The organism is Candidatus Avelusimicrobium sp., assembly GCF_056976295.1.
The window spans coordinates 21,685-36,667 of record NZ_DBMCTG010000016.1; the positions used below are offsets into that span (position 1 = coordinate 21,685).

Annotated in this window: 15 protein-coding genes; all 15 read right to left on the bottom strand. The window is 51.8% G+C overall.

What is annotated here, in order from left to right; genetic code table 11:
• Positions 1–7: 7 nt before the first annotated feature.
• The 15 genes from ACZOTW_RS06645 to ACZOTW_RS06715 all read right to left on the bottom strand — a co-directional run bounded on the left by ACZOTW_RS06645 (position 8) and on the right by ACZOTW_RS06715 (position 14,933).
• The gene (locus ACZOTW_RS06645; RefSeq protein ID WP_483997823.1) at positions 8–1,699 is read right to left on the bottom strand and encodes a hypothetical protein; all 1,692 of its coding nucleotides are present in this window, start codon (positions 1,697–1,699) and stop codon (positions 8–10) included.
• 9 nt (positions 1,700–1,708) lie between these two features.
• Positions 1,709–2,263: a hypothetical protein gene (locus ACZOTW_RS06650; protein ID WP_483997824.1), complete on the bottom strand. Its 555-nt coding sequence runs from the start codon at positions 2,261–2,263 to the stop codon at positions 1,709–1,711.
• A gap of 10 nt (positions 2,264–2,273) precedes the next feature.
• Positions 2,274–5,567, bottom strand: coding sequence for a hypothetical protein (locus ACZOTW_RS06655; RefSeq protein WP_483997825.1), 3,294 nt, complete (start codon positions 5,565–5,567; stop codon positions 2,274–2,276).
• Positions 5,568–5,570: 3 nt separating this feature from the next.
• Positions 5,571–6,155, bottom strand: coding sequence for a phage connector family protein (locus ACZOTW_RS06660; RefSeq protein ID WP_483997826.1), 585 nt, complete (start codon positions 6,153–6,155; stop codon positions 5,571–5,573).
• 90 nt (positions 6,156–6,245) lie between these two features.
• Complete coding sequence (locus ACZOTW_RS06665; protein WP_428057177.1) at positions 6,246–7,157, bottom strand: phage capsid protein; 912 nt, start codon at positions 7,155–7,157, stop codon at positions 6,246–6,248.
• Between the two features lie 29 nt (positions 7,158–7,186).
• Positions 7,187–7,555, bottom strand: a complete 369-nt coding sequence (locus ACZOTW_RS06670; protein WP_483997827.1) for a hypothetical protein — start codon at positions 7,553–7,555, stop codon at positions 7,187–7,189.
• Positions 7,556–7,557: 2 nt separating this feature from the next.
• Positions 7,558–8,304: a hypothetical protein gene (locus tag ACZOTW_RS06675; protein ID WP_483997828.1), complete on the bottom strand. Its 747-nt coding sequence runs from the start codon at positions 8,302–8,304 to the stop codon at positions 7,558–7,560.
• A complete protein-coding gene (locus tag ACZOTW_RS06680) occupies positions 8,301–8,573 on the bottom strand; it encodes a Bbp19 family protein (protein ID WP_428057183.1) in 273 nt (90 codons plus the stop codon). The genes ACZOTW_RS06675 and ACZOTW_RS06680 overlap by 4 nt, the downstream gene beginning before the upstream one ends.
• A 3-nt stretch (positions 8,574–8,576) precedes the next feature.
• A complete protein-coding gene (locus tag ACZOTW_RS06685; RefSeq protein WP_483997829.1) occupies positions 8,577–10,223 on the bottom strand; it encodes a portal protein in 1,647 nt (548 codons plus the stop codon).
• 2 nt (positions 10,224–10,225) lie between these two features.
• Positions 10,226–10,552, bottom strand: a complete 327-nt coding sequence (locus ACZOTW_RS06690) for a hypothetical protein (RefSeq protein ID WP_428057187.1) — start codon at positions 10,550–10,552, stop codon at positions 10,226–10,228.
• 14 nt (positions 10,553–10,566) lie between these two features.
• Positions 10,567–11,958, bottom strand: coding sequence for a terminase large subunit domain-containing protein (locus ACZOTW_RS06695; RefSeq protein ID WP_483997830.1), 1,392 nt, complete (start codon positions 11,956–11,958; stop codon positions 10,567–10,569).
• On the bottom strand, positions 11,934–12,284 hold the full coding sequence (locus ACZOTW_RS06700; protein WP_428057191.1) for a hypothetical protein: 351 nt from the start codon (positions 12,282–12,284) through the stop codon (positions 11,934–11,936). Before ACZOTW_RS06700 ends, ACZOTW_RS06695 begins: the two co-directional genes overlap by 25 nt.
• Positions 12,285–12,286: 2 nt before the next feature.
• Positions 12,287–13,297: a methionine adenosyltransferase domain-containing protein gene (locus tag ACZOTW_RS06705; protein WP_483997831.1), complete on the bottom strand. Its 1,011-nt coding sequence runs from the start codon at positions 13,295–13,297 to the stop codon at positions 12,287–12,289.
• The gene (locus ACZOTW_RS06710; protein WP_483997832.1) at positions 13,288–14,553 is read right to left on the bottom strand and encodes a DNA modification methylase; all 1,266 of its coding nucleotides are present in this window, start codon (positions 14,551–14,553) and stop codon (positions 13,288–13,290) included. Before ACZOTW_RS06710 ends, ACZOTW_RS06705 begins: the two co-directional genes overlap by 10 nt.
• Positions 14,554–14,624: 71 nt before the next feature.
• Positions 14,625–14,933, bottom strand: coding sequence for an ASCH domain-containing protein (locus ACZOTW_RS06715; protein WP_483997833.1), 309 nt, complete (start codon positions 14,931–14,933; stop codon positions 14,625–14,627).
• Positions 14,934–14,983: the final 50 nt, after the last annotated feature.

Here is a 14,983-nt window from a genome sequence, read left to right on the forward strand (position 1 = left end):
TTTGCTCCTATTTCATCCAAGCGGGATATTTATCAATAATTTTCCCGTCTTTGTCGCGGCGCACCATGTAGGCCACGTTGTTTATCATTTCCGGCTTGTACCCTTGCGGCTCTTTGAGCTTGGGTGCGTCCGGGTTCTTGGCGGTGCTTACGTTATGCAGCGCGCCGGTGTTGGTCAGTACGGCCCCCACCTGCTTATCGTCTATCAGGTAGCGGTTGCCGATTAGGGTGGCATAGACCACGCCCAGCTCGGCTTTGGCTTGCGCTTTGCTGGCGGTATCGGTGGCGGCGAGGTTGACGTTTCGCTGGCGCAGGGTGTTGAAGGTGTCCACATATAGTTGCGCTGCCAGTTCGTCCGGGATTTCGGCCCCGTGCAGGTCCTTTTCCAGCTTCTCTTTTATGCGCTTTTTCATGTATTCGCTCACGGTGTCGCTGCTAAACCAGCCGGATGTGTTGGAAAGTTGCACATCGTCGTCTTTGATTTGGGTGGCGATTTCGTGCATAATGTTGCGCTTCATTTCTATGGCGTTTTTGCGGTTTCCGCTGCCAAAGCCATTAACCGTGATTCCATCGTCCACCACGTTGATTAGGTCGGTTAGTTGTTCCACGGTGGGGCGGTCGTACTCCACGCTGCCTTGCTTGGCGTGAAAATTGCCCTTGCTGTCAAGGCCCAAACTGTTATATTTGATTTGTACATCGGCCCAGTTGTTTTGTTTTTCGGCTCCTGCTTCGCCCTGTTCCAGCACGTCCTTCATGTAGGAATAGGCAGATTTTACCTGCTGCGCGGTCATGCCGGTGCTCTTTTCAAAGTCCGCCGGCTTCTCTAATAGTTGCTTATAGAGTAGTTCCGCTTGGCTGGGGTTGTCCTGCCATAGTTGGTTAAACTTACTTAAAAAGTCATTTATTTTCTTTTCCTTTGTGGTTCCTGCAGTTTCCTGCTGTCTACGCAGGGCTTTGTTTTTCCACTCTATTTTTTCCGCCACGGACAGGTTTTTGAATTTGTCCGGGTCGTCCATAATGCTTTTCACTTTACCGTCCGTACCAATGCGGGCAATTTGGGAGGGGTCTTTGTCTAGTATATAGGCCAGTTGCCCGTTGACCTTTTGGTTTTCGTACTGGGTTTTTAGTTCCTGCTTTTGGGCGGGTGTGAAGTCGTTTGTTTCCAAATAGACGCCGTATTCCGCGTCAAGGGCTTTCTTTTCTTCCGGGCTTGCGTAGGCATAGTCGTAGGCCTTGCGCTCGGTGGTTTCCTGCGCGGTCTTATAGTTGAGCTTCTGCATAAGGCCTATCTTTTGGCCTGTGACGTCTGTTTGCAGGGCGGCATAGTAGTTGTTGCCTTTGGTTCCTTCCCATTTTTTAAATAGTTTGTCGCCGAGGTATTCTTTGCCGGTTGCCTGCATTTGGCTTAAGGTGTCCTTAACAATGGCGTCGTACTCTTGGGGGTTTTGGCTGGCAGCCAGTTTGTTGTTCATTTGCTTGTACTGGTTGTTGAGCTGTTCTTCCCAATTCTGCACGCGCAGGTCGTTGTATTTTTCCTGCGCAGCCACAAGCGCACCGGTCAGCTTCATTACGTTGTCGCCGATTTGCTGGTAGGTGGCGGCGGGGTTTGTCATGGGGTCAAAATGCAGGTTTTGGCGCACGCCTTGCGGAGTGGTGCGCTGGTCTAGGGTTTGTACGGCTGGTTTGGGTGGTATCGGCATAATTTCCTCCTAGCGCGTCCACGGCGCGTATTGCTGTTGGTAATTCATAATGTTTTGGGCCTGTTTGGTATCTAAGGACTGAGTTCCTTTCGTGGCGGCGGCGGCGTTCCCAGCGTTGTACATGGCATAACTGCTCATGGCGCCCACGGCGGAGTTAAGGCCTGCCTGCCACATGGCATTGCGTGCATTGACCTTGCTCATAGTAACGCCGTAGCGGTTCATAGCCGCGCTATTTTTATAGTTGCGCCAGCGGCTCTGTCCTTCGTATCGCAAGTTGAGTGCGTCCTGTTCTAGGTTAGACGCGCTGTCGCTGAATACGCGGTCAAAGGTACTGCCGGAAAGCCCGTTCTCTGCCAGCCGTGCTTCTAATTCGCCCAGTTGCTTACGGTTCTGTTTGCGCATGGTATCTTCTGCCAGCGATGTTTCTAAGGACACAGCACGGGCATTTTCTTCGTCCTGTCGGGCTTGGAAGGCGTACATAGACGCGTTCTGTTTTCCTTGTTGGTGCGCGCCGTACATATTCATAATGCCCTGCATGGCTTGCCCGAATATCATTCCCCACATAGTTCGCTCCTTAATCGTTTGTAATTTCCAGCTGCGGATAAATTGCCAAAATGCGCAAAGGCAGCGGGTCTTTTTGCTTAAAAATCATTCGTGCGCCGGTGGCGTTGGGTATGTCGCGCCCCAGCACATCGTTGTGGCTTTGGCTGCCGTTCCAATTTAAGAACAGGTCCCCACTTTTGAGCGCTATGGCGTCGGCCCGTTCTTCCGGGCGGCGCAGGGACGCAAAGTCCATTTTGTTTTCGCGTTCGCCGTACCAAAAGCCACCGGAAGTCAGCAGGCGCACGACCATTTTGTTTATGCGTTGCGCTCTTGCGTTGCCGGTTCCGTTGGCCCCGTCCACGTGTACCGGCAGGGGTTCAAAGGTGGTTTCGTAAGGCAGCCCGACGGTTAGCACGGTAGCGGCCTTTGGTAATAAAAGCGTACCGTCGGTTCCCACGGTAAGCCCCCGGTAAATGATACCGTCCGCCAACACGTCCACCTTTTCGCCCGCAAGCCATGTTAGTCCGTTCACGCTGGCACTGGCGGTGTCATTTGTAATCTGTTTGCCGCAGTCCACATAGTAGGCGTATTTTAGCCGGAATGCCTGCTGCTCGTCTTCGGTATAACTGGCTGGAATATCCAGCGGGAGTCCGTCGCGGAAATATTCCACGCAGTAGGTGTCCGCACCGTTTAGTTTTCTCTTCACAATGGCCCACAGTTCGTCTGTTTGTCCATCTGGGCTGGGTATTACGGCCACGCTTATAAACTGGCCCTTGGTGGTGTGTTTATGGAAAGCACGCACCTGCTGGCTGTTGTTGTAAGTCAGGCCCAGCAGCGAACCGTCCTTTACTACGCACCAGACAATGCGGTCCGGGTTGTACTGTAAGGCCCACGCTTTTAGGCCCTTTTTTAGCCACGTGGCCGACAACAGGGACACCTCTTGCGGGTCATATGCTTGGTTGTCATTGACGTACAACAGGTCATAAATGCTTTTGCCTTCCGCGCCAACATAGAGTTCGCTTCCGCCCAGTAAAATTGGGGGCAAACAGTTACTGCCAATGCGGGTAATAGTGTTATAGGTGATGTTTTCCGGGCCAAAAGCACTTGACATCGTCTGCGGCGCAATTTCTGTTACGGCTCCGGCTGTTCCGACATACAGGCTTTCCCTCGCAGAGAGCCATTGAATTTCGCTTAGTTCCGTTAAAACTGGCAGTTTCATAGCGCAGTTTGCTAGTTGTTCGCCAAATTCTTGGTCGTCAAAATTTTCATAATCCCCGGTTTTGCTAAATGCAACGACAGGTCCTTCTGCGCCGTTTATACCTAACAATAACCTGTCTTTGTAAAAACAGCCGCAAACGGGGTTTTGTGCCATAGACAATTGCCACGTTTCACTTGCATTAGCAGAAGAACCTTGAGCATTATAAACACTAGCCGGGAAGGTTTCTACTACCGTTACGACTGCTTGCGTGGCAGAGACTACTTTCGTAATTTTTCCGCTGCCGTACCCGCTATGGACATAAGTCCACTGCATACTTCCATCGGTAGCGGAGCCTTCGGTATGGGTTGGTTTTACGTTGCCGGCAGTTCCTTGGATGGTTGAAGTATAAAATTTGCCGTCCGACTTGTACTCAGTGTTTGCAACCACACTCATTCCTGCTTGCCAAACAAACGTATTTATATTTGTGTGATAAATTCGTACAAAACGCCCGACCATATCTTCGGTAAAAAAATCACTAGAGGCATAAACATTGGCGGTTCCTGTTTGCTTATCCACTCTTAGTTTGATGCCGTTTTCGGATATGTTTTCCCACGGGCCGTTTTTGAAATGGACCTGCTCTATTGCAAAACTATACCGCCCCGTACGTTTTAACTTATGGGCAGGATAGTCCGGGTGAAATAAATAAAGCACGTCATTTTTTTGCACGCTGGCGAGCCGAGGCCGTTCTTCCTTGTCAAACAAATCTTCTAATGAGTAAGGCGTCGCAACGACCAGACCCTGTTCTTCGCTGGATAATATTTGACCATGGTCTTTGTAAAAGCGCACATATTTATTGCCAAACTCCAACACATAGGCAGTATTGCGATTGACTACAAAGGGAACGAGTACGGCTTTTGTACCGTCTATGGTGCTGGATGCACTATAATATTGTTGTTTGTACATTTCGTCGCTATAAACGCGAATGAAAAAAGTATCCCCCACGAAAGTATAAGGACAAATTTGATAGGCTACACTCGCCGGTTGGAATGCGTCTGCCTCCCAGTTGACGCCGTCAGTGCTTTTATAAAGTTCCCTTTTGTTTTGGGTGGTATCTTTGTTTGAAAGCAAAACATATACGGTATCCTGTCCGGCGGTCATATTTAGTGGGAGGTAGCTATTTATGGATTTGAAAGATACCGCAGTCCACGCGTATCCGTCCGCACTTTCAAACAGCGACGACAAACTGCTTCCGCCATTTGCAAACAGCAGGTATTTACCGCCTACATACGTCATAGTTGAGCCATCTCTTTTAAAGTTCGCAAAACTCATTTGCGTCACATGAACCTGCCAGTTGGCGCCGTCACTACTGGTTAACACATAATCATAATCTCTGTACCCTCTTTCCGTTTCGTCGGTTTTTTCAGTTTGCGATAAAAACAAAAAGAAGGTATTGTTTGCCACAAAAGCAGCGTATATAGTTGGGCCGTCGTCACTATATGCCGGGCGGGCGGACAGGGTGGGCAGTGACACCTCACTCCAAGTGTTCAGGTCCGTGGATATTTTTAATAGTTTCTTGGTCGCGTACAGATATACGCCGTTGTTGTAGCTCACACTTTTATAATAAGCGGGGTCGTGGCTAACGTCAGCGGACATCGTCCAATGCGTGCCGTCAGTGGTGTAATAATTGTTGTAAAACAAAGCGGGTCCTACCTGCGTAAACTGCAAATAGGAATAATAATATAATTTTGTATCAATGGAACGCGCCTCCCAGTGCTTCAAATCGCTAGACACATACATAGTGTCATAAACTTGCTGAGAGGTTCCTATTGTTCTTATGGGGCCTGAAGCGATATATTGTCCGTTTATGTACGCGCAAGGGATAACCCCGCTCGCCGGCAAGGACATTCGCTCCCATTGGCCCCAGCCTTTTTTCTGTGTAACTCCGCCGTAGTTTTTCACATATACGCTGCCGCCCCTTCTATGCACACCGCCCGCAACCTCAACGCTGGCGTTTTCTAACTGGCGGCAGGAATAAGCCGCCACCTGCATTTCGGTGCGGGCTTCCAGTTCGGGGCTGACCAGCCCGTTGTTAAATTGGTTTAAGGCTGCATTGACGCGAATTCCCATAAATTACTCCTCATCGTGTGCCAGTTCCCACGAACCGGGCCGCATGTCTTTAACGGCCAGTTGGATAGCGTTGCAGCGTTTAGCGGTGCCGATAATGGCTTGGTATTCTTGCCACAGGATGCTTTTTCGCTGCGGGTCCTGTTTTAGCCGTTCGCACATTTCATAGGCCAGTTTGGTAGCGAGTGCTTCTACAAAATACGGGGGCCATTTTACTAGGTTCAATTCCCGGCTGATGTAGCGAATTTGCAGGGGTGCGCCGATATTTGTGAGCAGGGTATTTCCTTCCAGTTCATAGGCATTTTTACTATCGCCACCGTAGTTGTAAATGCCTTCCAGCCGCAAGAAATCAACAGGCAGGGCGTATTGGAATTGATACCCAAAGGCGGGGGCGTCCGCAAGTGCGGGCAACTCCGCGCGTTTAATGGCAAAGGCCCACGGGTAGGTTGCCAGTTCAAAGTCGCGCACCGTGCCAAAAATGTCCCCGGCAAGGCGTGCGGCTTCTTCTTGGCTGTCAAAGGACTGTATGGTAGGCAGCCCCAGTTTGGTTAGTGCTTTATTGGCAATTTGTAAGTCAGTTAAATACTGCATAATCCCGCCTTTTTAGTTTGGGTAGAAGGGGTCTTTCGGCCCCCTCTACCGTCCGCACGTACCCTAGCACGCACGGGAGGAAAACAACCATTAGGCCGCAAAGTCAATCGCGGCGCATTTTGCTTCTTCCAAACGGGTCGCACCAAGGGCATATTCCATGTAGATTTGTGTCGCGTTAGAAAGGTCCGCGCGCTTATCTACGGAAACGACGAAATCCTCCCATTTGCCTAAACCGACGCCGGATTTGCAGAAAATCGGGCAGCGATAGACGTTGTTGGGGGTTTCGGTGGACCCAATGTTGGTTTTAGCAAGGTTATAGCGCACAAAGTTCACGCCCCCATACGGCGGGAGCTTTTTGCCAGTTAAAACCTTGCTGTCTTGGTAGTCGGACGACACATAGAAGCCGGCATCTTTGAGCGCGGTTTCTACGGAAGGCGGTACTACCATGTAAATTTCTTCCTGTTCAATATCCACGTCTTTGTCTTGCAGTTTGGAAATAGCCAACGCAATTTTTCCCAAGACATCGCCGGAAGCGTCCGTCTTGGCAACGATGTTGGTGGTATCAAAATTTGCCGTGGAAGTAGCGTCTTTACCCACTTTGTTCGCGGCAAAAAAGTCTGCCAAAATCGTCGCGTCAATGTCGCGGTGGTAGGCCGCAAGCATGGATTGGACGATGCCTTCTTGGGGGTTTAAGTCCATTTTGATACTGTCAAAGGTATCAATAATGTAGGCCCCGTGCTTCATCGTCGGCGAGTACCAGCGGCGCGTGCGCGATACGTTAACCGCAGGGGTTTCTTCGTAGCGATTTTCACGCGTTTTCGTACTAAACGTGCCCAGTTGGTCTGCTGGGGAAACGGTTGCGCCCTTGAGCCCGCTTTTTACTGTCACACAACTTTCCAGTTTGGAAACGGTCTGCTGGGCGAGAAGTTGCAGGGCATTTGCGAATTTCAACGTAATTTGATGATTCTCAATGCCTGCGTAGTCGCTCGGTGTTAAGCTCATTTATTCTCTCCTTGGGCTAATTGCCCGGTTTATTTTTTGCCCTTCCTCGCGGGCTTTTTAGGGTCATCCCCTAAATCGTTTTTGCCGGCTTTTTTAGCCGGTTGTTCGGCAGCTTTTTCTTTCGGCTCTTTGACGGGCTCGGTTTCGGTCTGTGCTTCGGTTTTGGCACTAACCGGCTGTACTTGCTCCACGGCTTTTTCTTTCGGCTCTTGTGGGGCGTTTTTGGCGTCTTTTGGGGTAAGGATACCGTCGTCTATCAAATCGGCTTCTAGGTTATCCACCATGGGTTTAAGGTGGGTATAGAGCCAGTCCTTGCGCAGTCCGCCCGGTCCGCGCCGGATAGCAATTTGAAAGAAGCGCATAAACTGTCCGCGGGTCACTCTTTCCTGTTGTGGCATAGTTAGTTTCCTCCTGCCATAGCGTTGGAAACCTCTTCAAACAGTTTTTTGGCTTCGGGGTCGTTTGCCATAAATTTGGCCCCAAAGGCCTTATCTGCTTGCAGTTCCTTCATTTTGGCTGCTGCTTCTTCGCGGGTGTACGCTTTGGCGCTCCCGGGGTTCTTGCCTGCGCCTACGCCTTTGAGGGCGGGGTCAGCGATAGCAGAACCGATTTTGTGCATAAGTTCCATAAGGGCTTTGCTGCCCAGCGCGCTTTCCAAACGGGCCAGCGTTTCTTTGTTATCCAGTCCAAATTGGCGGGCGGCTTGGCGGGCAATTTCGGTGTTCTTATTGAAATCAGCCCCCCACGCGGTTTGCAGGTCTTTCATTTGTTTGTCCTGCTCGGCGCGGTACGCTTCCAATTTTTGAGCCACAAAGTCGTTAGACGCTTTGGCTACAGCTTCGGCTTGGGCTTTGGTCAGGCCCGCGTTAAAGGCGGCGTCGGCAAATGCTTTGCTGGCAGCGGCTCCTTCGTCGTTAGTGAGTTCAATGCCGTATTTGTCCGCGCTTTCGGGTCTGCCGAGTTTGCTGTAAAAATCGGCGAGTTCTTCCGGCGTGGATTTATCGGTCGGCAAAGCCACATATCCGTCCGGCACTTGCGGTTTGGGGTCGGTCGATTGGGGGTTTGTCGGGTTCGTCGGTTCCGTCGGGTTGGTTGGCTCGCTTCCGCCGGTCAAGGCGTCGGCTGCCGTGTTGGTCGGTTCACTCATTGTTCTTCCTCCTGTGCGAGTGCATTTAATTTTTCGTCCGGCAGGTTGGTCATAGCCAGTATGTGGTTTAGCACCTCCCGCCGTCCGATATTAATAAAAACCTTCTTTTCGTCTATGGGTGCGCCGGTTCCGCGTGCGGGGTTTGCCGGGCATACCTTGGCAAGGTCCGCCAGTACGATTTTGACCTCCAGTTTAGCGGGGTCAAACACCGTTTTGTAGGCGAGCCGCTTTCTAAATAAGCGCTGATACAGCGTGAGTAGTTTGTTCACGTTTTACCTCACTTGCGTGCCTGTTTTCTGCTGGGCGTCGGCCAGGTCTTTCGCCGTCTTGCCGATTACCGGCGCGGCGGCAAGCATGGCTTGGGCCTGTGCCAGTTGTGCGTCGCTTAAATCGGCTGCCGCCTTTTCTTCTTCCGTATTGAAGATTTTGACGGGTGCGCCGTACACCTTGGCGATTTCTTTCAAAATGCGCGGTGCGTTGATTAAGTTTTTAATGCTGGGGTCAAAGGGCTGTAAGGCTCCGGCAAGTTCCACCGTGCGTAAAATGGCGGCTCCCGTGCCTGCGTCCTGTGCCTTGCGGATAGGGCTTTCGTAGCGCACCTGCAGGCCCACTTGCCCGCTGGCCATAGCTTCTGCCATTTCTGGCGGCATAGGCTCCAACTGTCCGGCACGCGTGCAGATTTCCAGTTCCTTGGTAATCACGCCGGACAGGAGTTCCTTTTCTAACCGGCTTGTCGTGGGGCTTAAAAGGGTTGCTGTTTCCTGTGCGCGTTGTAAAACCTCGGTTGCCGTCATATCGGGTCGGTTGACAAGCACCGTAAACAGGTTTAATTCAAAGCCTTCTCTTATGGTGTTGCGGATGTCTTGGAGCATTTCCAAGCTAAACGGCATGGCGTTGGGGCCTTGCATAGGGGCGACGAGCGGTTGCCCGTTTTCGTTTAGTCCGCCGGGAATAATGGCGTTGGGTACGCCCACGCGGGCCGCGTTTATGATGTCGTCATTGGCAAGCAGCCACGTCGGGTCGCTGGCTCTTTGGGCGGTTTTGAGGTTGGTCCTCATCATAGCCGCCAGCGTGCGCACTTCCGGCATCAGTTGCATAACCGGCGAGTAGCCGTACGGCTCCTGTAAACTAGCAAATACGTCATAGCGCGGGTAGAAAAAGGGACAGACATTGTAGCCGCTTTCTTCCACGATTTCGTGGGTGGAAAGGCAAACGTACACGCTCGCGTAGCGGCGGTGCGTGGGGTCTAAGCGTCTTGGCTGATAATCGTCGTTTGGATAGACGGCGTGCAAAAATTCCCACTCTTTGTTCAAATCGTCGCTTACGATAATTTGCCGGGGTGTATTTTGACCGAATTGTTGCAGGGTTTGGCGTTTGTTTAATTTGAATTTACGGAAGAAAACGTCCACCTCGCCGTCGGCGTTCTGTTCGGTGTAAAATTCCCGCACAGGCCACGCGCGGTAGGATATGCCGTAGCCGTATTTTTCCGTAACACTAAAAGGGCCGGCTCCGTAAATGGCAATGTTTTTCAGGTTCTCATAGTGGGCGTTGGCAAAGTTGGAGCCTGCGCCGTAGCGGATAGCAAAGAGTTTGTCGCATTGGCGTTCCAGCCAGTCGGCGTAGCGGTCGTTCAAATATTCGTCAGACGTTGCCAGCCCGTGCCATTTTTGGGTTTTAGGCGTGGTTAAACCGTCAATGGCCGACGCCCATTTGGGGACGGCCTGTGCCACGGTGTTGTCGGTCTTTTTGGTCCCTTTGTTAAAACCTCCGGGGCCGTATTCCACGGTAAAATTGGCGTTTTTGGGGTCCGCCAGTTCGGCAGCACGCTGCCACACGCGCTCGTAGCCGTAGCGGCGTGTTTCCATGGCGGTCAAACGTCTTTTGATGTCGTCATATAATTTCTGCTGCCGTGTGTCCATAGTTATTCCCCTAGTAATCGTTTAGCGGCGCTTTGCCGGTAGTCGCCCGCCAGCACGGTGCTTGCGCTTCCTTGTTTGAGTTGGTTGCGTTTGCGCCGTTCTTCCTGTTGGCGGCTGTCGTCCACAATGGTCGGCTTGACCTCATTTTTAGCCATTTCTTCTTCCATTTTTTTGGCAGCTTTTTTCTGCTCTCTTTCCGTTTTATCTGTCTGATAGCCGGAATATGCCCCCAGCCCAGCCCCAACAGCTGCACCGGCATAGCCGCCCATTAAAAACCCACCAACCCCTCCGATAACTGTCGGTAAAAAACTTTTACTAAACCAACTCATATACTCCTCCTTTGCTAAAAAATAAAGTCGCTTTGCGCGGTCAGGTCGCCTGCGTTTTGCGCTCTAAAATGCACCTGTTTGGCTTTCTTAAATAGCACGGTGCTCATCATGGCCGCGTCCGCATGGTCCGGGCTTTTGCCGCCTTTTTTGCGTAATTCTTCTTTATTAAAAAGTTTCATTTGCCCGGACGAGTTAAACGAATAAGTAACCGTTGCCAGTTCCGTCAAGGTGGCCCGGTCACTTATTTGCAGGTAGCCCTTTGCCATCAGTTCGCGCAGAGCGTCGTATGCTTCCGCGCGTTTGTTTGCATAGCGGTCCGGGTCCGTGGCCGCCGCGCCGCCCCTAAATTCAAAAACGGTAAATTTTGCAACCTCTTTGAGGCGGTCTATTACGCCGCCACCTACGCCGTCGCCGTCCACAATAAGGCGGTTAAAACGAAACGAGCGGCCTGCTTCTGCTACGCGGCCCACGGTGTACATCGTGTCTTTTCCGTTCCACTCTTCGGTGGCAACCTCTTTCCATTTCAAAGGGCCCGCGTATTCCCAAATTTTTAGCACGCTGCTGTCAGCGCCATAGCGGGCAATGTCTAGGGCCGCCACGCGCTCGCCGCCGGTGTAGGGCAGGTCGTTTTTGGCTGCCATATCTATTACGGCTTGCGGGAACAGGGCGTCTTCTGCGGCTGCGGCAAAGTCGCACAGGTACTCTTGCCGGTAGGTATTGTCGGGCGTTTGTGCCTTGATTTTGGCTAACTCTTCCGGGGCAATCACGCCGGTTTCGTCTGCCCGGTACATACCGGCCCACCACTCGCCGTCGGGGTCTTGCCCGTGCGCTTCCACGCCGTGGCAATATACGTCAAAAAATTGGTTTTGCCCTTTGGGGGTTCCTAAAAATACGCACCAGCCCTTGCGGCTCACGAGCATAGGGCGGATAATTTCCGTATAGACGTCGGGGCGCATGTCGCCGTACTCGTCCAGCACTACACCGTCCGCGTAGGTACCGCGCAAGGCGTCGGGGTTATCTGCTCCGCAAACACGAATAAAGGAGCCGTTGGGGAGCGTGACGCTGGTTTCTTGCTCGTTTATGCGTAGCGCGCAAATGCGGTGTGGTTCTGCTTCGGTACCGATATTCACGTTCAAATAGGGGGCTGTGTAGTGGCGCAAGTAATCCCAGGCAATCATTTTCGCCTGCTTCAAAAAGGGGGCAATATAGAAATAACGCCCTTGCGGCTTGGGGTTGGTTAGGGCCATTTTGATGAGGTGGTTTATGGCGCAGACGGTCTTTCCCATTTGGCGGTGGGTAACGAGCACACAAAAGCGGTGCGCTTCCAGTTGCGGATGTATTTCCGTTTGCGGGTAGCGAGGCGTATAAGGAATAATGACCTTTACTTCTTTTTGCTTTTCTTGCATGTCGTTTCCCAGTTGCTCGTCAAGGACACGTTTGTTTCCACCTTCTCGGTGGGTTTCTGTCCTAGGGTGTCGCGTATGGCATTAAAAGCCTTCACGTCCCCGTGTATGGCGGCATTAATAAGCGCGGTGCTGATAGCGGTTTGAGTGTTCATTTTGCGCCCTTTGAGGTCCACAATATCTACGCTTAAAAGTGCCCGCAGTTCTTCTGCTAGGGTCTTTAATTGCCGCCGTTTGGCGCCGCTCGCCTTGCCGCCTTTTCTGCGAATTCTTCTCTGCTCGCTCTCTGTCAAAGTGTTAAAAGGCCGCAGGTTCTTTTCGTTCGCCATAATTAAATCCCGCTAAACAGCCCCTCCCGGCACAAATGCGCATAGATAGGGGTGTCCAGCTTAAATTTCTTTATTAGGTCCTGCGGTTTCTTGCGCTCCGTATAGCGTTTGTAAATCGTGCCCTGTCCGTCATGCAGGCAGATTTCAATGTCGCGCCTGCCGATAGCGCAGGCAATATCGCAAAAAACCGGCACGTTCCAGTTGTTTTTCTTTATAAATTGCTTGGCTAGGTAGCGTGCGTAAAGGTTCAAGGTCAGGTCCGCTTTGGTTCCGTCCTTGGTCCACGGGCTGCCGCCGCCGATTTTGCAAAACCCGCCATAAAAGTCCACGGCCAGTTTGCGTCCTGTGGTTCCGCAGTCGGCAAGGGGTCCGTGCTTTTGATAGGTCCCGGTGCCGTTTATAATGATTTTCTTTTCCGCGTCCTTTCCCAGCGTCCGGTAGAGGTCATAAATGGTTTGGTTGGCAAGGTCCTTTTCATTAAGTACCGGCACGGCAATGACAATGCGCTTAATTTGTCCTTCGTCCGTAACCACCAAGGTTTTGACGTCAATGCCGAGGTTGGGGTTCTTGGCTAGGTCGCGTCCTATCTTTTCTGCCAGTAGTTTTTCTGCCGGAAAGCCGGAAGCGGTCGGCCACGCGGCGCCAAAAAAGACGCCTTGGTCGCCCCAGCCGTCCAGGCCTTGTGCGATGTCTGGGCTCTGCTGGCTGATGTAGGCGTTGATTTTCAGGTCGCTCTCGCAAATGGTGTTTTCTTTGCCCCAGCGTTTTTGATAGGCCGGCGTGTAGCCGATTTGTGCCACGGCTGCTTTCACAAACAAGTCCAACTGACGCGGGGTAAAATGGGCCTTGCTGGAAACCTCGCCCGCTAGGTTGACTACGTTTCCTTTGATTTGGCACTCTACCGCGTAGCGCGTTTGCGGGTCTTTTTCCATGTAGCGGTCTAAAATGTGGCTGGATATGTAATCGGCCACTTTGTCCGGGTGTCCTAGGGTGACGTACTCGGTTATTTGCATAGTGTTGCGGTTCCTCCCGTTAATTTTTCCCAGCGGTCCAGTATCACGTCGCAGTATTTGGGGTCCAGTTCTACCAACCGTGCCTTGCGGCCTAGCTGTTCGCAGGCAATGAGCGTGCTTCCCGAGCCACCGAATGGGTCCAGTACAATTTCGCCCATGCGGGAACTGTTGCGGATTTGCAGGGCCAGCAGTTTAACCGGCTTCATGGTGGGGTGTTCTTCGCTGCGGCTGGGTCTGTCGCAGTCAATGACGCTGGTGCTTACTTTGGCGGCACAAATGTTCTGCAGCATTTGCAGCAGTTCTTCTTTTTTTAGCTTTTTAAGGTCCACACCCTTGTCTTCAAACACGGTGCTTTGGGTGCGGTCGTCCACAAAAAAGTGAGCAGCACCGTCTTTCCCCCCATACAGGCAGGGCTCGTGCTTCCATTGGTAGTCCTGCCGTCCAAGCACAAAGCAGTTTTTGTTCCAAATCAGACATTGGCGTATTTGCCAGCCGATATTTTTGGCTGCGGTGCGGAAGTTGTAGCCCTCCGAGTCCGCGTGCCAAATATAGAAGGCTCCGCCGGGTCTTAAAAATTCATTTGCGGTGGCAAAAGCAGCTGTCAAAAATTCCAAAAATGCAGCGGCCCCCATGTGGTCGTTTTCTATGGTTTTTCCGTCTGCTGATTCGTAGTTTACGTTGTAGGGTGGGTCTGTCAGTAGCAGGTCGGCTGTTTCGCCGTCCATTAGTTTCGCCACGTCAGTTGGGACGGTGCTGTCGCCGCACAGCAGCCGGTGGGTTCCTAACTGCCAAACGTCGCCCGGTTTCACGCGGGTGGGTGCTTCGCCAAGCGCCGGGGCTTCGTCTTCCACGATTTCTTCGGGTTCAGGTTCCACCACTTGCAGCCCTTCAATGCCCAGTTCCGGCAGTTCTGCTAGGTCAAAATCGGCGGCTAGATTGTCCGCGTTCCAGCGGACGCCGTCCGAGGTGGAATTGTCAAAGGCCGCCAGTTCTTTGCGCTTGCGGCTGTTGGTATCAAGGTCCGTTCTTTGTAAGGCAATGGCTGTTTTTCCGTCGGTGGGTATGATTTTGACGGGGATGCCGAGTTCTTGCAGGGTTTTATAGGTAGCGTTTCCGGCGATGATTTCGCCGTTTTTATCCAGCAAAATAGACCGCCCGGCGCCGCAGCGTTGTATGCTCTTTTTAATGAGCGACAGGTTGCGTTCGTCGTGGTCCCGGTAGTTGTGCTGGTCGTACTTTATGTCTTTTTTACCCACAAAAAAAGACCTCTTAAAGCGAAATTTCGCCTTAATCGGTCTATGGTTTTTTAGGCACTACTTGTGGGTACTCATATTATAGCACAATGAACCCCATTGTCAAGTGCTATTTCAAAGAAATGGCTTTCGTTCGGGCATCCGAAAAACTGATATACCTCGTTGGGCAAGTCCGATCCGGATATGACGCGGATTTGCTCTATCCGGCGGGTAAGCGTGCGGTTAGTATAGCCCCGGTGGAATACGACCAAATCCCCGGGGCGTACATCTGCTAATCGTTTGCGCCAGTTCGCCGTAAATCGGCGGTATTCTGCTTTTTTCTCGCCGTTGGACACCTTATCCCACCAGTGGTAGGTAAGCATCAAGTGTAAGGTTTTAGCCATTCTTACTCTCCGCGCGGCGGTTCCACGCTTCTATGGCATCTTTTTTGCTT